Here is a 21,790-nt window from a genome sequence, read left to right as displayed (position 1 = left end):
ATTGGCAAAGCGTTCCCCCCGGTTCGAATTGCCCCATCCCGACGACTCGTCGGGATTTTTTAATGTCTGCGTTTTTCAAATGCCAGATACTGTTTAACGATAAGCGATTTGCGTGCCTCATTAATTGAAAGTAATCGAATATGGTCCGTCTTGAGTCGTTCAAGCGGTAGTTTCTGAACTGCCAATGCAACCAACTGTGCGGCTTGAATCGTCAGGCTTTGGTCGCGAAGAATCGTGTGCATTTGTAAATAGGGGAACTGTCTAGCTTGCGTAAATCTTTGTAAATTTACCCGCTGATTCAAAAGATATTCTCTTGTAAAATCCCCTGGCAAGGCATCCCGATCGAAAAAAACGGACATAGTTTGATCAACCGAACCAGTTTGTAAATAAGGGAGCAATGCACTCACAAAGGGAACGAAATTATGCGTAAAGTACTCACGGTCGATCATGACGGTGAGTGGTTGTTGTTTGTGGAAAATCGAGCGTAACAAGTGATCTAAATCGTCAGCTGTTAATGATGCTAACGGGCAAGGTGAGTATTTTTGCCAGTGATCCTGATATAACGCGTGGTTGACACGCTTTTCAAGTTGCGATGAGGCAACGATTGGTGTCACGATCAATTGATGTGATTTAACTAGGCGACAACTGCAGCACAAGTCGCCTGCGACTGGGCCGAAATCAATCATGCGGTGATTTGGACGGACTGTGAGTTTCGTGACATCAAGTGTCGTTGGGGGCTCACGTTTAATGGCGTCCAATGCTGTGAGTTGCGTCAAGATCTCCGGATCGCTAAGTTGCAAACGATGCCCAATATTTTTCAAGGTGTTGGCACTCAAAGGGACGTCATCACGCAGTTTCTTTAGTGTTGGTAAGCCAATGTGTAAGAACTCTGCCAATACGGTGTCCGGAAAAGGCATTTTTGCAAATTCGTGAAATTTCAAATTGTTTCACCTCCATTTTTCTTGAGCGTAACACGAGAAGGAAAAAATAGCCCTTTTTAGCCACTGCGCATAAAAGGCACATCTTTAGCAAGAATGCTAAAAATGTGCCTAAAATGCCCTTGTATCAAGTGTTTGAGTTGTCTGTGAAGGCTGGCGCTCGTTTGCTCGAAAGTCAACCATTGTTAAGCCCGTGGGCTCTCTGACTGCCACAGCACAAGTTCACTGTGGGTAAAACGGTGGCGCAGGGTGGAGACCGGGTTTTTGCACATGTTGTTGATCAGGATAATGGATGTACGCTTTGTTAAAGAATTGGAGCCCGCCTTGGGTCATTTCTTTCAACTTAACGCAACATACCAATGTCGATGCCTCAACAACATGTGACTTAAGTTGTCGGAGTTAAAGGGTGACAATTTTCTTCGGCACGCCACCGTCCTTAGGCCCACGGAAATCATACCATCGCGCCACGACCCCACGACGGCTTTGTTGCCACAAGGCGTAGGCGTGTACCTTACGCGACTACCTTGCTTGGATTAGAACCTTGACCATATCCCAATCAAAAGGGTTCAACGGACTTTTAATTGGAATGTCATGTTACCATACCCTTGATAAAAGTGCAAACGTTTTCGTCAACTTTTTAGCTTTTTAATGTTGCCAGTTCTGCTTGCATATTTTTCGCATCATACTGGGCTTCACGTGCATTTACTTGATCCAAACCAACGAAGCGATTGAATTTGTCGAAGGTAATCATGCGATCTTCATAAGATTTTGTTGAACCGGTTTGAATTAAGGTTTCAACTAATTGTTCGTCGGTGAAGGCGCGAGCATAAGTCATCGCCGTCGGATAAACCACAATGCGGAAACCAAGATCGCGAAGTTTTTCAGTGTCGGTTAGCGGCGTTTTGCCGCCTTCAATCATGTTGGCCATCAGTGGGGTATCAGGGAAGGCTTCGTGGATCTTAGTCAGTTCATCAAGATTACGTGGTGCTTCGATGAAAACCATATCAGCGCCAGCCGCTTGATAACGCTTGGAACGAGCGATGGCTTCGTCAAGATCGTAGACTGCTCGGGCATCAGTGCGAGACATGATCAAGAAATCATCATGGTTGCGTGCGGCTTTGGCAGTGCGAATCTTCGCTTCCAAGACTTCCGTTGGTTCAACAGATTTGTTATCCATGTGGCCACAACGCTTGGGCCAGGTTTGATCTTCTAAAAATAAGCCAGCAGCGCCGATTTGTTCATAAGATTGCACCGTTCGGCGAACATTAGCAAGGTCGCCATATCCGGTGTCGGCATCAGCAAATACCGGAACGGTAGTCGCATTGACGATTTGACGACATTTTTCTAACATTTCGCCAAAGTCTGCCAAGCCGCGATCAGGCATTGCTAAGTTTGCAGCAGAAGTCGCATAACCTGCAGCAAAAATCGCATCTGCACCAGCGTGTTGCGCGACTTTTGCGCCTAAGGCATCTGGTGCAACCAGCATGCGAATAATTTGATCAGAAAATACCATGTTTTTAAAAGTTTGACGCATCAAGTCTGCTTTAGTCATTAGAAAGCCTCCTTAGAAGTTGCCGTCAACGGCATTGTGTTCAACGTCTCGCGGATATTTAACGCGGCATGATCTTCCAAATAACCGGTATCTAGCCAACCGTCGATGCCATCAATCAATGGCGTGTCAAAGCGCCAAGTTGCAATCAGTGGTTTGTGATGTGGCGTGTTGGCTAATGCCTGTAATTGTGGCAAGGTCCAATGGGCAATTGCAATCGCTGAAATTGGCAATCGATCCAACCAATTTAACTTGTCGCAAGCCGATTCGATGCCTTGGGTTGGCAAGCTTTCCATCAAGCCCCAGATCTGGGTGTCCGGGTTATCACGGGCGTCTAAGGCGGCATGGATTTTTCCTAAAAAGTCAGCATCCGAGGTAATCGCCGGTGCCCCTTGGGTATGTGCCGGGGATTTTTGATCAGAGATCAATAAAATATTGGCCCCAGAGCGTTCGAATTCTTGTGCCGTGTAATAGGTGTTCATGGGATTGCCAAAACCTGATTGTAAGTCGGCAATTAAAGGCAAATTGGTTTGCAATCGCATGCGGCGTAAGTGCGCTGCATATTCACTAGCCGCCAACAGCCCAGCATCGCGAATGCCGAGTAAGGTTTCAGCAGTTAAGCTACCACTGAGAAATAAACCCGTTGCTGATGAATCGTGTAATTGATGTAACGTCAAGCCTGAGCCAAATGCGGGATAAAAGTGAGTCATGAGATTGCCTCCTAAAGTTTTTGAGTAAACAAAAAGCGCCATTCGTTGAGAAACGAAGGGCGCTTGTGCGCGGTACCACCTTGATTTTGCTACAATTGTAGCCTTTGCAGACAGTGCGAGGCTTATCCGTTGGCCTGATAATGGTGGCATCCAACTGGCACTCATCGCACCAGACACTTAAAGCTTACTTTCAATCATGCGGCATCGTTCTTTACACCAACCAGAACGTCTCTGAAATGCTCGCATTGATTTACTCTTGCTCGTCATCGCTGTTTACTCATTTAAATTTAACGATATCCTAATTCTTTTTCAACAGCTTGTCAACTGTTCAATTGCAGAAAGTTTGTTGGTTGATCGCGGTCATTCATGTATAATTCTGGATTTGTTCACAAGATATTCAATATTTGTGCTTGGGTTTTTACAATCATTTTCGTAAACTAAATGAGTAAGTGAAGTGTGAAAGCAGGAATTTTGATGAGACATTTGATCCGACGAACGCTAGCAGTGGGCGTTGGCTTATTGGCAGTGACCAGTGGTGTGTGGGGTGTGCATCATGTCGTCAGCGGCCATGACCGACAAACGACCAATACCACCGTTAATGCGACCGGCACTACCACAAGCTCAAGCAATTCGAGCACCACAGATGCGAAGCGCACAGCGATTCAAACGAAAATTCAAACCTATTTGAATCAAGTCGGCGCCGACAAAACCGTCAGCGTCACCTTTAAGAATCTGACGCCGAAAGCTGGATCAACAGCTGCACAAAATGCTGTGTATAATTCAGGCAGTTTATCTGCGTCAGTGAATGGCGACACGCTGGAAACATCTGCCAGCACCTATAAGTTATTTATTGCGGCTTATTTATTCAGTCACAATTACACTTGGACTGATGCCACTACCACTGGCTTCAACAATATGGTGGTGAACTCGGCCAATGATTTCTCAGAAAGCATCCTTTCGGAATATGGTGCGGCCACGATCAATCAGTATTTGACTAGTCAAGGTTGGAATAACGTCTTTGACGATGACCGCGCAGCTGAAACCACAAGTAATAACTTAGCGTCTGTTTTGACCAGCTTACAAGCCGGTACTGGTGCGTTTAGTGATAGAAGTCTCCAAAACTGGTTGCTCAGTGATATGAGTCAACAAGTTTATCGCGATGGGATCCCTGCAGCAGCCGGTACTGGGGCGACGGTTCAAGATAAAGTTGGTTTTTTAGATGATGTCAACAATGATGCAGCGATCGTGACCATGCCCAATGGTGCGCGGTTTATCTTAGTGATTATGACGCATGGTCACAACCAAGCGACGTTAGATTTTTCTCGCATTAATACGATTGCCAAACAAGTGATCAAACTCGCATATGACGCTTGACTTTTGTAAGTAGTGCGGGTATGATGCACTTAAGTGGTCATAGTAGGGACTCACAGGAAGGTGAACAACGACTGAAAGTTCATCAACGCGCCCGAATCCAAGCCGCAGTGATTTTGAATTCAATATTGTTTGTAAAAGTGTGAAGCGTGGCTTCGAACGAGGATGGTACCGCCCAAATTTGGGTGCCTCGATCGAAGGCACGCTTTTTGGCTCAGGAGGAACGTATGATTCGCAGTCTGCAACATTGTCACCGGATCGTGGTGAAAATCGGGACCAGTAGTTTGATCCACAAAAATGGCAAGGTCAACTTGCAAACCATCGACCGCTTGGCCTACACGCTAGCGGCGTTGAATAATCAAGATTATGAAGTGGTATTGGTGTCTAGCGGTGCCATTGGGGTCGGACTGGATAAACTCCATCTTGCCGAACGACCGGCTGCCATTGCCGAACAACAAGCAATCGCGGCAGTTGGTCAAGGGGAATTGTTGCGGTTGTATATTCAACGTTTTTCCGACTATGATACCCAAGTCGGACAGATGTTGTTGACGCATGATACCTTTGACTATCCGGTGAGTCGTCAGCATGTGCTCGACACCTTGGAAACGTTGCTACAACGTTCAGTGGTGCCGATCATCAATGAAAACGACACGGTGGCGGTTGATGAAATGGATCATCGCACGACCTTTGGTGATAATGATCAGTTGTCAGCGTTAGTGGCGAGTCGTATCGGTGCTGACTTATTGTTGGTGTTGTCAGATATTGATGGCTTGTATGATGCGGATCCGCATAAATTTCAAAATGCCCGCAAACTTGAAGCTGTCACTCACCTCAGTCAAGATATTTTGCAAGCAGCCGGTGGTAGTTCTACGCGCTTTGGCACTGGTGGGATGGTCACCAAACTCAAAGCCGCGCAAACGATGATGCAAGCTGGCAAAGCGATGGTGTTATGTAGTGGTGCCGATCCCCGGGTGATTTTGCGAGTGTTAGCTGGCGAAGATGTTGGCACTTGGTTTGGTAAGAATACCGCAGTGAACGCATAGGAGGGAAACTCATGCAAGCAGCTGATTTGATTACTTTAGGACAACAAGCCCAAGATGCCGCAAGCGTTTTGGCGCAATTGGATAATGCCGCCAAAAACCGTGGGTTGATGGCGATGGCAGATGCTTTGATCACCCGGACGCCGGAAATTTTAGCCGCTAATGCCCAAGACGTGCAGGCTGCAGCAAACAGCAAGTTCTTAGATCGCTTAACGTTGACTGAAGCACGCATTCAAGACATGGCGACTGGTTTGCGACAACTCGCAAGTTTACAAGACCCGACAGCCAAAGCTGATCAAGCTTGGCGCAATGAAGCTGGATTGTTGATCATTCAACAACGCGTCCCATTAGGTGTGGTCGGTATTATTTATGAAGCGCGTCCCAATGTCACTGCTGATGCTGCAGGTTTGACATTGAAGTCAGGCAATGCGGTGATCTTACGCGGCGGCAAAGAAGCCTTGCGTTCTAATATGGCAGTGGTCAAAGTTTTGCAGGCAGCATTGAAGTCAGTGGACTTGCCAGCGCTTGCCGTGCAGTTAGTGGAAGACCCAAGTCATGAAATTGCCAATCAAATGATGCATCTTAATCAATATATCGATGTGCTGATCCCACGCGGCGGCGCCGGCTTGATTCAAGCAGTCGTGAAAAACGCCACTGTGCCGGTGATCGAAACTGGTGCCGGCAACTGTCATATCTACGTCGACAAAGCGGCTGACTTGCAAATGGCGATCGATATTACGGTCAATGCCAAAGTCCAACGGCCGAGTGTCTGCAACGCTGCGGAAAAATTACTGATTCATCAAGACGTGGCGGAAGCCTTTTTACCAGCTATCGCCAAAGCGCTGCAAAGCCATGGCGTGCAGTTGCGCGGGGATGCGCGTGCTTGTGCGATCGTTTCCGATATGATCCCAGCAACTGACGCTGATTGGGATACGGAATATAACGATTTGATCATGGCAGTGAAAGTAGTCGATTCCGAAACTGAAGCGATCCAACACATCAATGCGCATAATACCAAGCATTCTGAAGCCATCATCACCGAAGATTATGCTGCGAGCCAACAATTCTTACGGCAAATTGATGCGGCTTGTGTCTATGTGAACGCGTCCACGCGATTCACAGACGGCTTTGAATTTGGCTTCGGAGCGGAAATCGGGATTTCGACGCAAAAGCTCCACGCCCGTGGTCCTATGGGTTTGGCGCAGTTGACAACGATCAAATATCAAATTCTCGGTGATGGGCAAGTTCGCGCGTAGAATTTCACAAGCATCTGATTGGCTTGTGGTGCCTACAAGTGGTGACAGTTAAGGTAAACCACTCGCAGGCACCACAATGAATGAACTCACACCAGGCTGTTGGTGCGTTGTCCCGCCAATGGCAATTTGTTGTTTGATTTTACCGGCCAAATGACTAAGCTTGATGCCCACTCAGCGATCGTCGTGATCCGTCCGAATTGTTGTTTCGCATGGTGATCAGCCTTGACGCAATGCAGCCGGCAGCAATCGATATTGCAGTTGACGAAGCAGTGGGCTAAGTGTGTTATAATAGACTAAATCATTTTTAGGGGGATACACAGTTATGGCAGAAGAAATCGCCGTGGGTGATTTGGTCACCGTGCGCAAAAGCGCTAATGTTCCGCTGAGCTTTAAAGGCACAGTGCAAAAGTTGTATGTCAACTCTGCAATGTTGACCATCGACAGCTTTGATGATGCCGATGCCATGTTGGTCGAAGACCTCAAAGGCAAAACCGTCATCAACTACAAGCACATTTTAAAAGGTGGCAAAGCCGTTATTCCACCAAAGCCAGAAGAAAAGAAGTAATCAAAAAAATCCTACCAGCGATGGCAGGATTTTTTTTATGCAGTCAGCATGTGATGCACCGCATCGCTGAAGCGGACCCAATGTGGTTGCGTGAAATGATCGCAAAGCATCAGCAAGGCAATGACCACCACACAAATCGGCAATAAATTCGGCGGCAAAAACATGATCCCCATCACGCCACCGGCGACTAAAGGAGATTCAAGAATGGTGCCACCGGCAGCGATGGCAAACACAGCGATCACAAACATCGGATCAAGTGGCAACCAAAAACTCAAAGCGATCGCTTGCGCTGTCGTACAAAACAATACCGGAAAAATATCCCCACCGATCCAACCAGTATTCAAACAAATCGTCAGGAGTCCCAACTTCAATCCAGAGGCTAATAATAAAGCACCAGTCGAATGATGTTGCCAACTACCGGCTAACAAATGAAAGTTGGCCATGCCAGAGCAATTAATTGCTGGTAGCCAAATGCTGGCGGCATAAATGGCGATGCCACCGATCAGCAACAGTGACCAATCACGGTGAATGCGTCCCAGTAAGATTTTCCTCAGCGCGATCATCAGTGACAATTCAAGGCGACCAAGCAAACGCCCACCAATAAAAATGGGGACTAGCCACAGCAATTCACGCCATTGCCACGCGGAGCGACCGAGATAAACGATCACTGACGGTTCACCACCGAATTTGCAGGTGAGATAAAAGCTTAAGACGCCGGCAGCAAAGAAGCAGAGGGTTAGTGGTGTCCATAAACTGTTCAAACGTTGCGTTTTTGAACGACTTAATAACTTGTGATTAACTTCCAGCATCGCATGTAGCCGTGCACTGGTGGATAAGTGATTCCAATTCACTTCCAAATAGCGCAATTTATCTAACAACCAGATCCCACCTAAACAAGTGGTGGATACTAACGTGGCTTCAGGACCGAGGCTAGTGCCAGAAGTTAAGATCAACGCCGGCAATAGAAATTGTAATGGTAAGAAGCGGTAATCACTGGTACCAGTGGCTTTAAGGTCGGCACGAATTTGTCCCAAGGGCTTTGGGAGTTGCGTGAAGCGGCGTTGGATCCAAAAAATCAGCACCCCGATCAAGAAGATCCACAAGGCATTAAACACAGGCCGTACCACGTGGCCGATGCCGATCAATTCGATTAGTGCGCCTTGCAACAAATAAAAGCCACCTAAGCCGCTACCGATCAGTAGACTCATCAACAAGCCATATCCCCAAATGATCAACCGTTTGTGCATGGATCCTCCTACTTTTTTTCAAAACCACAACCTTACAAGCATAATAGTGGCAAAAACTTGTGTCCAGATGATGAAAATAGGAGTTTCTTGTGCATAACTATCCTGCTCACAAAAAATCCCCCACCATAATGAACAGGTAGGGGATCATTCGGTGATCAACTGATGGTTGCGCCAGTGGTATCGACATCAGTGACCAGTAATTGACCAGCGGTTAAGCTGTGATGCAAAAGGTCGACAAAGCGCGTGGCTTTCAACGGTGCTAAACATACAAGAGCAGGGCCGTTGCCGGCAACAAAGCAACCATAACCTCCGCATTGCATGACGGCACGATTGACCATTTCCGCTTGTGGGAAGTATTCTGGGGTCACTTGCGTTTGCAAAGGCTCTAACGGCAAATGACTGCGTAAGTAGTTATCATCGGCTTTGGCTAAAGCCTTAGTAAAGCGCGCATAGTCTGCCGCGTTGATATTTTGGCCGGTGTAATGACTTGGCACGCTTGCCTCGACAAATCGATCAGGTGTGTAGATCACCCATTGCAACGCTTGGACTGCCTGGCGCTCAAGGCGCTCAGTGCGCGGATCGTAAGTTTGCATGCCGCCATGTAACGCAGCATGTAAAGCAGCAGGAAAAGGTTCATAACCCAAAGCAGTTTCGATGATTGCGGCTTGACTCAAATGCAAATCTGCTAATTGATCGGCTAACAAGATCCCAGCGATGGTCGCAGCATTGGAGCCGCCTAAGCCGACGCCAACCGGAAGATCAGTGGTCAACACCAAGCGATGAGGCAATAAACCTGGGGCGACGCTGTCAGCAACTGATACGATCATATTGCTTTCGTCGTGAGCTAACGCTGCCTCGTTGTGATCGATTTGCCAATCAAGCGCTTCTTCTTGAATATCAATAGTTAATCCTGCAGTAATGGCAGTGGCAAGATTTTGTCCCAATGGTGAGCGGGACGTGATCACGCCTGGCACGTGAATCCGCATAAGTCGTCCTCCTTTCGTAAACGCGTGATCGTCACGCGTTAACTAAAATGAAATTACACATAGTATATCTAATAATAATCTCATTTTCCAGACGTTTTTTCATTTTACTGAAAAATGGTACAATTATAAGGTTCAGGAGGACGATATGGTCAAACTTATTTTATTGCGGCATGGTCAAAGTGCTGCGAATTTCTCAAATACTTACACTGGCTGGTCAGATGTACCGCTGACTGACTTTGGGGTGCAACAAGCACAAGCAGCTGGCCGCGCATTGGCGGAAACTGGCATCTTAGTCGATCATGTCCATACCAGTTTGTTGCAACGCGCGATCAAAACCGCATATATCGTTCAAGACGAACTCGACGCCAATTGGTTGCCGATCACCAAATCTTGGCGGTTGAACGAACGACACTACGGCGCATTGCGCGGCATCAACAAAGATTTGACCCGTAAGTTGTTCGGCGCCAAACAAGTGGCCGTGTGGCGGCGCAGCTTTGATGGTCGCCCACCGTTGTTAGTGAATCCCAGTCGCTCGCGTCGCTATCACGCCTATCCGAAAAGTATTGTTCCCCGCGGTGAAAGCTTAGCCGATGCCGTGGTGCGCTTAGTGCCTTACTGGACAGCAGAGTTGGCACCGCGGCTGATGTCAGGGGAGAATCAACTAGTGGTTGCCCATGGTTCAACGTTGCGGGCGTTGATCAAGTATTTGGAAAACATTTCCGATACTGGCATTGATCAAGTGGAAGTCGCTAACGCGCAACCGATCGTATATACGCTAGATGATAAACTCAATATTTTAGATAAAACCGTTTTAGACACGAAACTCGCCCACTGATGTCAGTGCGCGAGTTTTTGCGTTTCAGGCCAAAAAAATAAATGCAACCACAGCTGCATTTATTTTCTCAAATGATTAAGCCAACGCACCCATTGGATCCCAAGGGGCTAAAACAGTTGGTTGATCGTATTCTTTTTTGATGGTGTCGTTTAAGTCAGTGGATAAGAAGGACTTGTTGATGACGATTTGGTAAACAAATTCGTCAAACCAAGCATCAGAAGCGACGAAGTAACCTTTTTCGCCGACTTTATCGCCCCATGAGTTTTCGACCTTCCACTTGGTTGGCTTGCCGTCAACAATATCTACACCAGTTAAGACCATGGCGTGAGTCATCAACGATTCGCCGTAGTCCAAGCGTTCTGCTTTAGACATAGTGAAGTCAGTGGCAAACAAACTGTCTTCATCATAAATCGCAGTATCTAAGATCCCGATCTTACGGTCAGAAGATTGACCGACATCAGAACCAAACCATACGGATTCGCCAGCTTCAAGCTGCTTGATGGCTAAAGCTTTGAAATCGTTGATCTCAAGGTTCAAGTGACGGACTTCGCGACCGCCGATGACGTTGCCTAACATTTCCACGGTGTATAAGTGGTTGTAAGGCTTGTCAGCAGTTGGGGAGTTGATGATGGATTGATATTGATCCAAGTCCCAGCCGATGTACTTGTCGTAGAAGGTCTTTGGCGTCAAATCGCGATCGATATGATAAGCTTTATCATCGTCGCGGTATTCAAAGTCAAATTCAGTTGGTGGGTTACCTAAGGTGTAAGCTAAAATGCGATAAACTTCAGACAACATCTTCGACTTGGCGTCAGCAATGTCAGCATCGGATGCTTTATCAGCGACTAATTTCCGCAAAGCAACGGCGTCATGGCGCAATTTCAAGTTCAAGGTTGAGTTGAGTTCACGAGAAGCGCTTGAGGAGAAGGTTTCAGGCATTGCAGACTTTGGTACGATGCCATATTTGTCGATCAACGCCGTCAGCATGTCCCATTGGCCACCGTCTTGTTGCGGGGTGGTCATTAAGAAAGCGACTTTGCGAGAATCCAATGGTTGGTCAGCAGTGGCTAAGACGTTTTCGTAGAAGTAGTTGGACTTTTCAAATTTGTCCCAGAAGAAGGTGAAGTTTTGGGAAAGTTCAAAGTCTTTGATCTTGAATTGAGCCTGAATGCCGTGACGCATGGTGTTTAATGCGGCAAACATCCAGCAACGGCCAGATTGCTTTTGGTTGGCAACGGCGCCAGTGGACAAATCAATGGAGAAGGTTTGGTCCATTTTGGTTTGCGATTCGATGGATTCAGCGGACTTTAAAACGCCGTTATTCATCACCGCTTTTTGTAATGCTTTAGAACCTGGAGTGGCTTCTAAGGCTTTTTGATAAGATGCAAGATCTGCAGCAGTAATTGCAGTTGACATGAAATGCCTCCTCAATGAGAAAAATATTAAAACAATGAGACTATTTTACCACATTAAGCCTCAGGTGTGGGGCGCAACACGTCTGCGTATTCTGGATGGGTGTCAAACGCATGCCGGGCATACGTGCACAGCGGCTCTAAGGTTTTGCCTTCGGCGCGGGCTTGATCGACGACGGCTTTGATCAACTGTGCTGCCACACCTTGGCCACGCAAGGAATCGTCGACATAGGTTTTGTCGATGACATATGATTGGTCATCAATGTCAGGAAACGTGACTTCTGCGAGTAATTTGCCATCTTGTTCGTTGAAAATGCGATTTGGTTCATGTTGGAATTCCATAATGCACCTCCGATTTACTTTAATTTTAAAGCCTCTAGCCACTGAATTCAACTGACGACGTGGTAAGATACTAGATAGTAGAAATTATTTTGGAGGATGTTATGTCGCAACGAGGATTTGAAATTGTTTCCGCCTATCAAGATCAAGGATTAAAACTCCCAGAACGTCAAACTGCCAACGCCGCCGGGTATGACTTTTTTGCGCGGGAAGATTTCGTATTGAAGTCGATTTGGCGCTATGACTTTATTCGCTTATTTCGCTTGATCAAAAACGAACACCCATTGACGCCTGATGATATGCAGCGCGCGTCGAGTATTTTGAAGCCACTTTTGGTGCCAACTGGCATTAAAGCTTACATGCAACCTAACGAAGTGTTGATCTTAGCCAACCGCTCATCGAATCCGTTGAAACGGGGATTAGTGATCCCCAATGGTATCGGCGTGATCGATGCCGATTATTATAATAACCCATCCAACGAAGGTGAGATCTTCATTCAAATGGTCAACTGCTCACCGCGCGATGTGGTCATTGCCAAAGGCGAACGCATCGGCCAAGGGATCTTCATGCCTTACTTATTAGCAGACGGTGATCTCGGCAATGCGAACCAACGAACTGCTGGCTTTGGCTCAACTGGCGTGAAGTAATTATTTTGTCAAAAATGGTTCAGCGCTTTTTTGCGTAATCTATTAATAGGAGGTGTTGATGATGGCAAAAACCACCACCCGTTATGTCTGCAGTAACTGCGGGCGCAGCTTTGCGTCTTATTTAGGGCGTTGCCCTAACTGCGGGGCTTGGAACACCATTGAAGAAGAAGTCGTTGCCGCCCCTGCCGCTGCCAAACAAGCGGCACCGCGTCATACTAGCGATGGTCATCAAATTCGCCCGCAACGGTTAGATCAAGTCGAAATTCAAAAAGAAACTCGCATTGGCTCCGGCCTTGGCGAACTCAACCGCGTACTTGGCGGTGGGATCGTCCCTGGGAGTTTGATTTTGATCGGCGGGGATCCTGGCATCGGGAAATCAACCTTGTTGCTACAAGTGTCTGGAACTTTGGCCCATGAAGGCAGCAAAGTGTTATATGTGTCAGGTGAAGAGTCTGCCAGCCAAATTAAAATGCGTGCCGGCCGCCTTGGCGTCGGGAAGTCTGGGATGTATTTGTATCCAGAAACAGATATGCCAAGCATCACTCAAGCCATCGACGACATGCATCCTGATTATGTGGTGATCGACTCGGTGCAAACGATGAATGTGCCGGAAATGAGTTCTGCAGTTGGGTCAGTGGCCCAAATTCGTGAAGTCACTGCGGAATTGATGCGGATCGCCAAGTCTAATACGATCACGATCTTCATCGTTGGGCATGTCACCAAGGAAGGGGCAATTGCCGGACCTAAGATCTTGGAACACATGGTCGACACCGTGTTGTATTTTGAAGGGGATATGCACCACACTTATCGCATGTTGCGGTCAGTGAAAAATCGTTTCGGCTCGACCAACGAAATTGGGATCTTTGAAATGCATGAATCTGGTCTCAAAGAAGTCGCCAATCCCAGTGAATTATTCTTGGACGAACGCTTGGCTGGGGCGACTGGCTCTGCAGTGGTGGTATCGATGGAAGGCACACGACCAATCTTGGTGGAAATTCAAGCATTAATGACGCCAACGCAATATGGTAATGCCAAGCGGACCAGTTCCGGGATCGATCACAACAAAGTGTCGTTGATCATTGCGGTACTTGAAAAGCGCGCCAACCTCATGTTGCAAAACCAAGATGCTTATTTGAAAGCCACTGGTGGCGTGCGATTGGATGAACCAGCGATCGATTTAGCTGTGGCCATGGCATTAGCAAGCTCTTATCGTGACAAAGAAATTTCACCGACTGACTGTTTCGTCGGGGAAATCGGGTTGACTGGTGAAGTGCGGCGCGTCAATCATATCGAAGATCGCATCAAAGAAGCGGCAAAACTTGGGTTTAAACGCATTTTTGTCCCAAAGAATAACCTGCAAGGATGGACGTCTCGTGATAAGATTGAGGTAATCGGTGTCACAAGCATTGCAGAGGCATTACAACGAGTTTTTGCGTGATATTGAGAAGAAAAATTTGAAAGGAGGCTTGCATGATGAAAAAACGCGTGATCGCCTTAGTATTTGGCCTAGTCGGCATCGGCTTAGGCTTAGGATTTCTGCCAGCATTGTGGGACTTGTTGAATCTTGAAAATTCGACATGGATCAACAATGCCTTGGTCGATGCGCTGTTGGGACTGCTGATCTTTTTGATCTTAGCGGAAATGTCCGCCGGTTTCATCATTCGCGAGTTAAAGAAAGTGGAAACTTTCTTGGGGAAACAATCCCCAAGTTATCTGTTGTTCGGAAGTTTAGGGACCATTATCGGATTGGTGTTAGCTGCCATTATTTCGATTCCCTTTTATAATTTACCCAATCCTTTTGGGGCCTTGATTCCGATCATTTTGATGTTGTTTTTAGGTTATATGGGGTTTCGGATGGGAACGACCCGTCGCGACGAGTGGCGGAAGTTGTTAAGCATTCGTCGTCAACAACCTAAAGCCGCAGAATCTGGCGATATCCTTGAGCGCAAAGCAGGGGATAACTTCCGGAAATATAAATTGCTGGATACGTCAGTGATCATTGATGGTCGCGTCGAAGCGATCGCTAAAACTGGGTTTATCGAAGGTACACTGTTGGTGCCGACATTTGTGGTGCATGAACTGCAGCTGATCTCTGATTCTGCAGATGCTTTGAAGCGTGGGCGCGGCCGCCGCGGGTTAGACATTTTGAATCATATGAAAGAAGATCCTGATTTACATGTGGAAATGTATGATGGGGACTTCGAAGATATGACTGAAGTCGACTCCAAGTTGTTGAAGCTCGCCAAAATGCTTGACGGGATCGTGATGACGAACGATTACAACTTAAACAAAGTCGCCCAATTCCAAAATGTCCCAGTGTTAAACATTAACGCCTTGGCCAATGCCTTAAAGCCTGAAGTGTTACCAGGCGAAGGGATGACGGTCAAAGTGATCAAAGCAGGGACCGAACGTCAGCAAGGGGTCGCTTACCTTGAAGATGGCACCATGGTGGTGGTTGAAGATGGGCAATTCTACATCAATCAACCATTAGCGGTGATCGTCACCTCAGCAATTCAAACCGCCGCCGGCCGCATGGTTTTTGCAAAGCCTGCGCATCAGCAGAAATCATTAAAAGATGGTCCAGAGAAAAAGCCTGCTGGTAAAGCGGGAAAAGAGAGTAAATCAGCGCCTAAGCGTCGCTGATGTCATGAAGGCTTGACTAGATGTCGAGCCTTTTTGTTATTCTATACGTTGCAATATGTTTGAGGTTCATGCTAGAATGATGACATAGAAAAAACGTGGTGCGCCAACACCACGCCGGAAAAGTTCTCCTCAGCAGGTAGTTTTCAAACCGGCAACCATCAGCACAAATTATTTTAAAGCTAATCGCGCGTACTGGTCAAAGTATAATCAGCGCGATTTTTTACTGCCGTTTTTTCGTTTCGACTTTTTGCAAGTCTGACGCATCGCAAGCCAATACGGCGCTACTGACGCAAGCAACGCTGCCAATGATGTAATCCAATCAGTGATCGAAACTGACTGGTCGCATTGTTGGACCACGACTGTGACTATGTAAATAGCCACCGACATATAGACACTCCTTTCCCAGATTTTGCTTCTGCCACAGGTTGCATAGGCATCCACTCCTTTCTGGTACTGAAAGGTCACCGCTCTGTTCACTTTTCTGCTTAGTAAAATCATATCAAGATTTCACCGCCGAAAGTAGCCCCTAACATTTATAATCAGATATTTATTTTGTTATTTAATTCTGGGTGTTACTGAGGATTTTCTGCATTCAAGGTATAATCGAACCAACGAATTGGAGGCGTTGGCGATGAATTTAACGGATGATCTCGAGCAAATCAAAGCAATGGGTCATGTCAGGCATTTTGCCGTGGGCGAGGATCTGCTGCGCGAAGGCGATCAGGCACAAAGCTTATTTTATATTGAACAAGGCGCGGTGCGATTATGGCATAACGACGATGGCCGCGACATTACCTTACAGTTTTTCTTTGAAGAACAAGCCGTGGCATCGTTTGAAAGCTTCTATTTAAAAACGCCGAGTCTATTTGCCATCACTGCCATCGAACCGACGACAGTGCAAGTGATCGATGGCAACTTGTTGCGCCAACGTCTGCAAACTGATCCAGAAATGATCGCTGCGTTTACTGATCATATTGCCCATCGCTTCATTGACTACATGCAATATTTTTTGAATCGGATCGAACAATCGCAAGAAACGCGCTATCGCAGTTTGTTAGTCAGTGATCCGGCGTTAGTGAAACGCGTCCCGCAATCTGAGCTCGCCACTTATTTAGGGATTACACCAGTATCTTTGTCGCGGATCCGCAACCGCGTGAAAAAAGATCAGGCGAATTAACAAAGGTTAATGCTGGCCTTCAAAGTTGACGATATGCTGTTGTCATCAACTAAATGGAGGTCAGTAAAATGACAAAAACAGTAATCGTTACCTCTCACCCATATGCCGGCAGCTTCTGCCACGCCTTGATGGAAGCCGCAAAACAAGGCGCCCAACAACAAGGTCATGCAGTCGACGTCATCGACTTAGAAGCAGATGGTTTTGATCCAGTGATGCACAGTGCAGACTTGATCGGCTTTTTGAAACACAAGGCGCAAGATGAACAAGCCGTTGACTATATTGAACGAGTGAAGCAAGCAGATCATTTGATTTTGGTGTTCCCGATTTGGTGGGAACTTATGCCAGCGATGATGAAAGGCTTCATCGATAAAGTCGTCTTTCCTGGTGAAACCTTTGACTACACCAAAGGCGGCACTGGCATGACTTCGCTGCTCACCAATTTGAAGTCCACCACGATCATGACCACGATGAATACACCCAAAGCGTTGTACCGTTTTGTGTTTGGCGATGCGATCCAACGCGCGCTGATTCGCGGGACGTTTCGGAAAATGGGGTTGAAACAGGTGCAATGGTTCAGTTGCAATATGGTCAAGAAATCTAGCGACAACAAGCGCCAACAGTGGTTAGCCCAAGCTGAAAAAATCGATGCCGCGTTGTAAAAATAGTAGTGTCAGCAATCCAGTCATGATATATTAAAGTTATCTTTGACATGACACCCAGATGGAGGCGCCCACTGATGAAAGCATACCGCTCCCTTAAACCGATCCCTGTAATGCTCGCGATCATCGCCATGTTTGCAATCAGCGTCGCTTGCCTCACTGCTTACCGCAGTTTTCAAGCCCAAGGCGGCGATCAAGTGAAGATCTGGGATAAAAACGGCAACGCAGTTTATCCCAGTCGCTTCAAAGACACGCCTTCGACAATGCAGGTTTATGATAACAAAACCAAACAGGTCATCGAAATCGAACGACAAGCCGATGGGACCTGGAAACAAAAATAACCTCTGACAGAAATCGCAGCTCGCCAGCTGCGATTTTTTTGTATGAAAACATTGATTTTTCTTGGCATAAGTTTTCAGAAAGCGTAACATATTCAATTGGCATTAATTCAATTGGGTCGGTGCTATATGCTGACTCGTACATATTCGGGAGGAATTATTTTCATGCAAATGGATCCAGATTTAAATCCAGATACGAAATCTTATATGAAATGGCCGATGTTGACGTTATTGACGTTCACCACCATCGTCGGCTTTGAAGATGTGATCTACCCATTCCAAAATCAAGGCTTGTCAGTGATTTTCTCATGGATCTTCATGGCGGTGGCTTATGTATTGCCTTACGGGTTGATCTCTGCGCAAATGGGATCGACGTTTAATGAAGCAGGCGGTGGTTTGGCGAGTTGGTCGAAGCATGCGCTAGGCGAAGGGGCAGGGTATTGGACTGGCTGGATGTTTTGGGCAAGTTTAATGCCTTACACCGTTGACGTTGCCAACTCCGTGATCGTGTCGCTGTCTTGGACGATTTTAGGGAATAATTCCTTAGATAAATATATGACTAACGTGATGTTTGGGATCTTCACTTTTGTGGTCATTGGGTTGTTCTTAGTGTTCCAAAACCTCGTGCAAAAATCTCTCGAAATCTTAGGGATGTTAGCAGGTGGCGCCATGTTTATCATGACGGTGTTGTTTGTGATCATGACGGTTGTCGGGTTGAAGCAAGGCGTGCACATTGCCACGCAACCATTCACTTGGTCAGCCTTCATTCCCAAGTTTGACACCCATTACTTTGCCACCACTGGTTTGTTAGTGTTTGCGGTGTCTGGCGCAGAAATTGGCGCCGCATATGTCACCAAGCTCCGCAATCCGAAGTCTGAATTTCCTAAAGCGATGTACTTGTTGATCGTCCTCACTGTATTTTTAACTGTGTTTGGGTCTTTGGCTTTAGGGGTTTTCTTCAACGCCCATCACTTACCAAACGATTTGAAAATGAACGGTGCCTTTTACGCCTTTGATCGTTTAGGCGAAAGCTTGGGGCTTGGGAAGTTGATGCTTCACATTTACTCGTTTGTTTCCTTCATTTATATGTTGTCACAACTTGGCGTTTTGCTGGATGCTTCCAGTCGCGTGTTGTCAGGGGATGCCTCTGATCGCTACATGCCAAGTTGGATGCGGAAACTCGATCGCACTGGTCGTCCCATTCATGCTTACACATTGACGGCGCTACTGTGCTTGTTCTTGTTGTTGCTATCTGGGACGTTGCCTTCGATCAACTCGATTTTTAACTGGTTGTTGAACTTAAACGGGATCGTGACCCCATATAAGTCTTGCTGGTTGTTCTTAGGCTTTATCGCTCTGCGGCTGCATGAAGACCGCTTTGATTCCCCATTTGTCTTCATTAAAAATAAAGGCTTGGCGATCACCGTTGGCGTTTGGGGCTTCTTGTTTGCTTTTGTTTGCGCAAGCCTTGGTGTCTTACCACAAGAAGGTGCTTTGTGGTCAGGGTTGTGGTGGCATGAGCTGGCGATGAACATCGTATCAGTTGCTGTGTTGTTTGGGGTCGGCGGGATCATGCCGCTTTTAGCGCGTCGCGAACAAAAGCAGCATTCATTAGTGAAGCATTAAAATGACGTTGTGTAATTCAGTCTGGTGTTTCGCGGTGTAAACCGCTATCATAAATGTATAGTCTTTTATGAAAGCCGTGAATGCAATGTTGTGGATCATTTTGTTGGTGGTGTTTGCCATTGTGTACTTCCGTTATCGCAGCTGGTTTGAAACCCCAAAAGGTCGCTTGACGCTTGATGTGATCATTTTGGCGATTGTTGCTGTGTTGGCGTTGTTCCATGGATTCAAAGGTTCGATGGTGATGTGGATCGAAGGGCTGATCGCTTTGGTTTCGATTTACGACGCTGTTATCCAGATCCGCCAATTGCGTCAAAAATAATTGATTTAGCTGGCTTGCGATGAAGCCAGCTATTTTAATAGAAGAAACTGAAACCGATTGCAAAGTCCCTGGAATTTGAGATAATGAGCCCATGGAGGTGGGGAAATGCATAATCGGTGGTATGGGGCGAGTTGCTTTCAAGCAGTCGTCGCCTGGGGACGCAATGCAGGCAATTTCAAAGGTCGTTCAAGTCGCTCAGAATATTGGTGGGTGTGGTTATTTGGGTATTTATTATCCGTGATCGTGAACTTAATCGTGTTGGTGCAAGGACGAGCAATTTTCAGCAACAATCAATTACGACAAACACTGATCATTGCCTTACTGGTCGTCATCGCCTTGACTGTTGTGCCAAGTGCGTCACTACAAGTTAGACGGCTGCGCGATGCTGGCATTGCTTTACCCAAAGGCGTGACGGCGATGGGGATAGATGCTGTGACAGCAGTTGCCGTCATCTTCATCCACGGCCTTATCGGCAAGCTTGCTTTAGTGGGGATGTTAGCTAGTGGTGCGATTTTGTTGTGGTGGTCGTATCAACCGAGCATCCCAGCGTGATTTTTTCTGCAAGCCGTGTGTGTCTGTGGTACACTAGTAACGCATTGTTTAAAGAAAAATGGAGGCGTAATGCATTGGCAGATCGACCAATTCGGGTGCGCTATGCACCAAGTCCAACCGGCCATCTTCACATCGGAAATGCCCGGACGGCACTGTTCAACTATCTTTTCGCACGTCATTACAATGGGACGATGGTACTTCGCATTGAAGATACCGACCAAAAACGTAACATTGCTGATGGTGAAAAAAGCCAAATCGAAAACCTGCACTGGTTAGGCATTGATTGGGATGAGGGTCCAGATAAAGGCGGCGACTTCGGGCCGTACCGTCAATCTGAACGCAAAGACATCTACATGAAATACATCAACCAATTGCTGGCTGAAGGCAAGGCTTACGAATCTTACAAGACTGAAGAAGAATTGCAAGCCGATCGTGAAGCGCAACAAGCTAACCACGAAATGCCGCATTACGTTTACGAATATGAAGGCTTGACTGAAGCTGAAAAGCAAGCCAAGATCGATGCCGCTAAGGCTAAGGCCTTGACCCCAGTCATTCGCTTCCACATTCCAGAAGATAAAACGTATGAATGGCAAGATATCGTCAAAGGCGATATTTCCATCGATGGCAACACCATCGGCGGCGACTTTGTCATTTTAAAGCGCGACGGCATGCCAACTTATAACTTTGCTGTGGTGATCGACGATCATTTGATGGAAATCACTCACGTTTTACGTGGGGATGACCATATCGCCAACACCCCAAAGCAAATGGCTGTTTATGATGCTTTAGGTTGGGAAGCCCCAGTCTTTGGTCACATGACCTTGATCATCAACGGCGCTACTGGCAAAAAGCTTTCCAAGCGTGACGAAAACGTCTTGCAGTTCATCGAACAATATCGTGAACTGGGTTACTTGCCAAACGCGATGTTCAACTTCATCACTTTGCTGGGCTGGTCGCCTAAAGGTGAAGACGAGATCTTCACCAAAAAGGAATTCATCAAGTTATTTGATGAAAAGCGCCTGAGCAAATCACCTGCGCGCTTTGACCAAAAGAAGCTGGAATGGGTCAACAACAAGTACATCAAGGAAACCCAACCTTCAGAGCTCACTGCTTTGGCGTTGGAAAACTTGATCGAAGCTGGCCGCGTGCCTGCAGATCCAGACGCGAACACCATCGAATGGGCGCGTCAAATGATCAGCTTGTACATTCCACAAATGAGTTACACCCAACAAGTCGTTGACTTGTCCAGCATCTTCTTTGAAGATCGCACGGAATTGACTGAAGACGAAATGAAAGAAATCGCCGATGACAATGCCTTGCCGATCATCAAGTTGTTGAAAGAAAAGCTTGAAGCCTTAGATGTCTTCACCGCTTACTTCATCAACCAAGAAGTTTACCAAATCCGCTTGGCTTTAGGCGTTAAAGGCCGTAAGCTCTTTATGCCTGTTCGTATCGCTGCTACTTTCCATATGCACGGCCCTCAATTAGCCGAAACCATGGAACTGATGGGTCGCGACAAAGTCATGGCCAACATCGATCGCGTCTTAGCGCTGATTGAAAAATAAGGTTTCAACGAAATCA

22 protein-coding genes and 1 other annotated feature are annotated in these 21,790 nt (G+C 46.8%); of the genes, 15 read left to right on the top strand and 7 right to left on the bottom strand.

Going from position 1 to position 21,790, the window contains the following annotated elements; all coding sequences use genetic code 11:
- Window positions 1-59: 59 nt before the first annotated feature.
- The 3 genes from EKM92_RS04330 to EKM92_RS04320 all read right to left on the bottom strand — a co-directional run bounded on the left by EKM92_RS04330 (window position 60) and on the right by EKM92_RS04320 (window position 3,197).
- The gene (locus EKM92_RS04330) at window positions 60-941 is read right to left on the bottom strand and encodes a hypothetical protein (RefSeq protein ID WP_125708238.1); all 882 of its coding nucleotides are present in this window, start codon (window positions 939-941) and stop codon (window positions 60-62) included.
- A 634-nt stretch (window positions 942-1,575) separates the two neighbouring features.
- Window positions 1,576-2,490, bottom strand: a complete 915-nt coding sequence (locus EKM92_RS04325) for an isocitrate lyase/PEP mutase family protein (protein WP_125708236.1) — start codon at window positions 2,488-2,490, stop codon at window positions 1,576-1,578.
- On the bottom strand, window positions 2,490-3,197 hold the full coding sequence (locus tag EKM92_RS04320) for an isocitrate lyase/phosphoenolpyruvate mutase family protein (protein ID WP_164509894.1): 708 nt from the start codon (window positions 3,195-3,197) through the stop codon (window positions 2,490-2,492). Before EKM92_RS04320 ends, EKM92_RS04325 begins: the two co-directional genes overlap by 1 nt.
- 52 nt (window positions 3,198-3,249) lie before the next feature.
- Window positions 3,250-3,473: a binding site (T-box leader), on the bottom strand.
- 198 nt (window positions 3,474-3,671) lie between these two features.
- On the opposite strand from EKM92_RS04320, the gene EKM92_RS04315 reads away from it, so the two are divergent.
- The 4 genes from EKM92_RS04315 to EKM92_RS04300 all read left to right on the top strand — a co-directional run bounded on the left by EKM92_RS04315 (window position 3,672) and on the right by EKM92_RS04300 (window position 7,429).
- On the top strand, window positions 3,672-4,571 hold the full coding sequence (locus tag EKM92_RS04315) for a serine hydrolase (RefSeq protein WP_125708232.1): 900 nt from the start codon (window positions 3,672-3,674) through the stop codon (window positions 4,569-4,571).
- A 224-nt stretch (window positions 4,572-4,795) separates the two neighbouring features.
- On the top strand, window positions 4,796-5,611 hold the full coding sequence (gene proB, locus EKM92_RS04310; protein ID WP_125708230.1) for a glutamate 5-kinase: 816 nt from the start codon (window positions 4,796-4,798) through the stop codon (window positions 5,609-5,611).
- Window positions 5,612-5,622: 11 nt separating this feature from the next.
- A complete protein-coding gene (locus tag EKM92_RS04305; protein WP_125708228.1) occupies window positions 5,623-6,864 on the top strand; it encodes a glutamate-5-semialdehyde dehydrogenase in 1,242 nt (413 codons plus the stop codon).
- 322 nt (window positions 6,865-7,186) lie between these two features.
- Complete coding sequence (locus tag EKM92_RS04300) at window positions 7,187-7,429, top strand: hypothetical protein (RefSeq protein WP_056963816.1); 243 nt, start codon at window positions 7,187-7,189, stop codon at window positions 7,427-7,429.
- Window positions 7,430-7,464: 35 nt separating this feature from the next.
- On the opposite strand, the gene EKM92_RS04295 is transcribed toward EKM92_RS04300, so the two are convergent.
- Together EKM92_RS04295 and EKM92_RS04290 are read right to left on the bottom strand one after the other, a co-directional pair.
- Window positions 7,465-8,676: a chloride channel protein gene (locus EKM92_RS04295; RefSeq protein ID WP_125708226.1), complete on the bottom strand. Its 1,212-nt coding sequence runs from the start codon at window positions 8,674-8,676 to the stop codon at window positions 7,465-7,467.
- Between the two features lie 155 nt (window positions 8,677-8,831).
- The gene (locus EKM92_RS04290; RefSeq protein ID WP_125708224.1) at window positions 8,832-9,662 is read right to left on the bottom strand and encodes a GHMP family kinase ATP-binding protein; all 831 of its coding nucleotides are present in this window, start codon (window positions 9,660-9,662) and stop codon (window positions 8,832-8,834) included.
- 145 nt (window positions 9,663-9,807) lie between these two features.
- Between EKM92_RS04290 and EKM92_RS04285 the strand changes: the two genes are divergently transcribed.
- Window positions 9,808-10,497, top strand: a complete 690-nt coding sequence (locus tag EKM92_RS04285; protein WP_125708222.1) for a 2,3-bisphosphoglycerate-dependent phosphoglycerate mutase — start codon at window positions 9,808-9,810, stop codon at window positions 10,495-10,497.
- Between the two features lie 75 nt (window positions 10,498-10,572).
- Here the strand turns inward: EKM92_RS04285 and EKM92_RS04280 are convergent, their stop codons facing one another.
- Together EKM92_RS04280 and EKM92_RS04275 are read right to left on the bottom strand one after the other, a co-directional pair.
- A complete protein-coding gene (locus EKM92_RS04280) occupies window positions 10,573-11,913 on the bottom strand; it encodes a C1 family peptidase (protein ID WP_125708220.1) in 1,341 nt (446 codons plus the stop codon).
- Window positions 11,914-11,966: 53 nt separating this feature from the next.
- On the bottom strand, window positions 11,967-12,251 hold the full coding sequence (locus EKM92_RS04275; protein ID WP_125708218.1) for a GNAT family N-acetyltransferase: 285 nt from the start codon (window positions 12,249-12,251) through the stop codon (window positions 11,967-11,969).
- Between the two features lie 101 nt (window positions 12,252-12,352).
- On the opposite strand from EKM92_RS04275, the gene EKM92_RS04270 reads away from it, so the two are divergent.
- The 10 genes from EKM92_RS04270 to gltX all read left to right on the top strand — a co-directional run bounded on the left by EKM92_RS04270 (window position 12,353) and on the right by gltX (window position 21,774).
- Window positions 12,353-12,895, top strand: a complete 543-nt coding sequence (locus EKM92_RS04270; protein ID WP_125708216.1) for a dCTP deaminase/dUTPase family protein — start codon at window positions 12,353-12,355, stop codon at window positions 12,893-12,895.
- Window positions 12,896-12,953: 58 nt separating this feature from the next.
- Entirely contained in the window at window positions 12,954-14,333 is a 1,380-nt protein-coding gene (radA, locus tag EKM92_RS04265) for a DNA repair protein RadA (protein ID WP_420812560.1), read from the top strand.
- 35 nt (window positions 14,334-14,368) lie between these two features.
- Window positions 14,369-15,538, top strand: a complete 1,170-nt coding sequence (locus EKM92_RS04260; RefSeq protein WP_125708530.1) for a PIN/TRAM domain-containing protein — start codon at window positions 14,369-14,371, stop codon at window positions 15,536-15,538.
- A 631-nt stretch (window positions 15,539-16,169) separates the two neighbouring features.
- The gene (locus tag EKM92_RS04255; RefSeq protein ID WP_125708214.1) at window positions 16,170-16,715 is read left to right on the top strand and encodes a Crp/Fnr family transcriptional regulator; all 546 of its coding nucleotides are present in this window, start codon (window positions 16,170-16,172) and stop codon (window positions 16,713-16,715) included.
- A 68-nt stretch (window positions 16,716-16,783) separates the two neighbouring features.
- Complete coding sequence (locus tag EKM92_RS04250; protein WP_125708212.1) at window positions 16,784-17,374, top strand: NAD(P)H-dependent oxidoreductase; 591 nt, start codon at window positions 16,784-16,786, stop codon at window positions 17,372-17,374.
- A gap of 77 nt (window positions 17,375-17,451) precedes the next feature.
- Window positions 17,452-17,715 carry a hypothetical protein gene (locus EKM92_RS04245; RefSeq protein WP_125708210.1) on the top strand — a complete coding sequence of 88 codons (264 nt, stop codon included), beginning with the start codon at window positions 17,452-17,454 and terminating at the stop codon, window positions 17,713-17,715.
- Between the two features lie 162 nt (window positions 17,716-17,877).
- Window positions 17,878-19,338: an APC family permease gene (locus EKM92_RS04240; RefSeq protein WP_420812559.1), complete on the top strand. Its 1,461-nt coding sequence runs from the start codon at window positions 17,878-17,880 to the stop codon at window positions 19,336-19,338.
- 67 nt (window positions 19,339-19,405) lie between these two features.
- Window positions 19,406-19,657 carry a hypothetical protein gene (locus tag EKM92_RS04235; protein ID WP_125708208.1) on the top strand — a complete coding sequence of 84 codons (252 nt, stop codon included), beginning with the start codon at window positions 19,406-19,408 and terminating at the stop codon, window positions 19,655-19,657.
- Window positions 19,658-19,762: 105 nt separating this feature from the next.
- Complete coding sequence (locus EKM92_RS04230; protein WP_125708206.1) at window positions 19,763-20,209, top strand: DUF805 domain-containing protein; 447 nt, start codon at window positions 19,763-19,765, stop codon at window positions 20,207-20,209.
- A 74-nt stretch (window positions 20,210-20,283) separates the two neighbouring features.
- The gene (gltX, locus tag EKM92_RS04225; RefSeq protein WP_125708204.1) at window positions 20,284-21,774 is read left to right on the top strand and encodes a glutamate--tRNA ligase; all 1,491 of its coding nucleotides are present in this window, start codon (window positions 20,284-20,286) and stop codon (window positions 21,772-21,774) included.
- Window positions 21,775-21,790 lie beyond the last annotated feature (16 nt).

It is taken from the genome of Lacticaseibacillus porcinae (assembly GCF_003946305.1).
Lineage (GTDB): Bacteria > Bacillota > Bacilli > Lactobacillales > Lactobacillaceae > Lacticaseibacillus > Lacticaseibacillus porcinae.
Note: the sequence above shows the minus strand (reverse complement) of the source record. Positions and strands in the feature narration are given on the sequence as shown.

What these genes read in the sequence shown, in the direction of transcription:
- EKM92_RS04295 (WP_125708226.1), bottom strand. Translation starts at nt 8,676, where the DNA reads ATGCACAAACGGTTGATCATTTGGGGATATGGCTTGTTGATGAGTCTA.
- EKM92_RS04270 (WP_125708216.1), top strand. Translation starts at nt 12,353, where the DNA reads ATGTCGCAACGAGGATTTGAAATTGTTTCCGCCTATCAAGATCAAGGA.
- EKM92_RS04305 (WP_125708228.1), top strand. Translation starts at nt 5,623, where the DNA reads ATGCAAGCAGCTGATTTGATTACTTTAGGACAACAAGCCCAAGATGCC.
- EKM92_RS04240 (WP_420812559.1), top strand. Translation starts at nt 17,878, where the DNA reads ATGCAAATGGATCCAGATTTAAATCCAGATACGAAATCTTATATGAAA.
- EKM92_RS04250 (WP_125708212.1), top strand. Translation starts at nt 16,784, where the DNA reads ATGACAAAAACAGTAATCGTTACCTCTCACCCATATGCCGGCAGCTTC.
- EKM92_RS04255 (WP_125708214.1), top strand. Translation starts at nt 16,170, where the DNA reads ATGAATTTAACGGATGATCTCGAGCAAATCAAAGCAATGGGTCATGTC.
- EKM92_RS04300 (WP_056963816.1), top strand. Translation starts at nt 7,187, where the DNA reads ATGGCAGAAGAAATCGCCGTGGGTGATTTGGTCACCGTGCGCAAAAGC.
- proB (WP_125708230.1), top strand. Translation starts at nt 4,796, where the DNA reads ATGATTCGCAGTCTGCAACATTGTCACCGGATCGTGGTGAAAATCGGG.
- EKM92_RS04280 (WP_125708220.1), bottom strand. Translation starts at nt 11,913, where the DNA reads ATGTCAACTGCAATTACTGCTGCAGATCTTGCATCTTATCAAAAAGCC.
- EKM92_RS04235 (WP_125708208.1), top strand. Translation starts at nt 19,406, where the DNA reads ATGAAAGCCGTGAATGCAATGTTGTGGATCATTTTGTTGGTGGTGTTT.
- EKM92_RS04245 (WP_125708210.1), top strand. Translation starts at nt 17,452, where the DNA reads ATGAAAGCATACCGCTCCCTTAAACCGATCCCTGTAATGCTCGCGATC.
- EKM92_RS04325 (WP_125708236.1), bottom strand. Translation starts at nt 2,490, where the DNA reads ATGACTAAAGCAGACTTGATGCGTCAAACTTTTAAAAACATGGTATTT.
- radA (WP_420812560.1), top strand. Translation starts at nt 12,954, where the DNA reads ATGATGGCAAAAACCACCACCCGTTATGTCTGCAGTAACTGCGGGCGC.
- EKM92_RS04285 (WP_125708222.1), top strand. Translation starts at nt 9,808, where the DNA reads ATGGTCAAACTTATTTTATTGCGGCATGGTCAAAGTGCTGCGAATTTC.
- EKM92_RS04260 (WP_125708530.1), top strand. Translation starts at nt 14,369, where the DNA reads ATGAAAAAACGCGTGATCGCCTTAGTATTTGGCCTAGTCGGCATCGGC.
- EKM92_RS04320 (WP_164509894.1), bottom strand. Translation starts at nt 3,197, where the DNA reads ATGACTCACTTTTATCCCGCATTTGGCTCAGGCTTGACGTTACATCAA.
- EKM92_RS04315 (WP_125708232.1), top strand. Translation starts at nt 3,672, where the DNA reads ATGAGACATTTGATCCGACGAACGCTAGCAGTGGGCGTTGGCTTATTG.
- EKM92_RS04290 (WP_125708224.1), bottom strand. Translation starts at nt 9,662, where the DNA reads ATGCGGATTCACGTGCCAGGCGTGATCACGTCCCGCTCACCATTGGGA.
- EKM92_RS04230 (WP_125708206.1), top strand. Translation starts at nt 19,763, where the DNA reads ATGCATAATCGGTGGTATGGGGCGAGTTGCTTTCAAGCAGTCGTCGCC.
- EKM92_RS04275 (WP_125708218.1), bottom strand. Translation starts at nt 12,251, where the DNA reads ATGGAATTCCAACATGAACCAAATCGCATTTTCAACGAACAAGATGGC.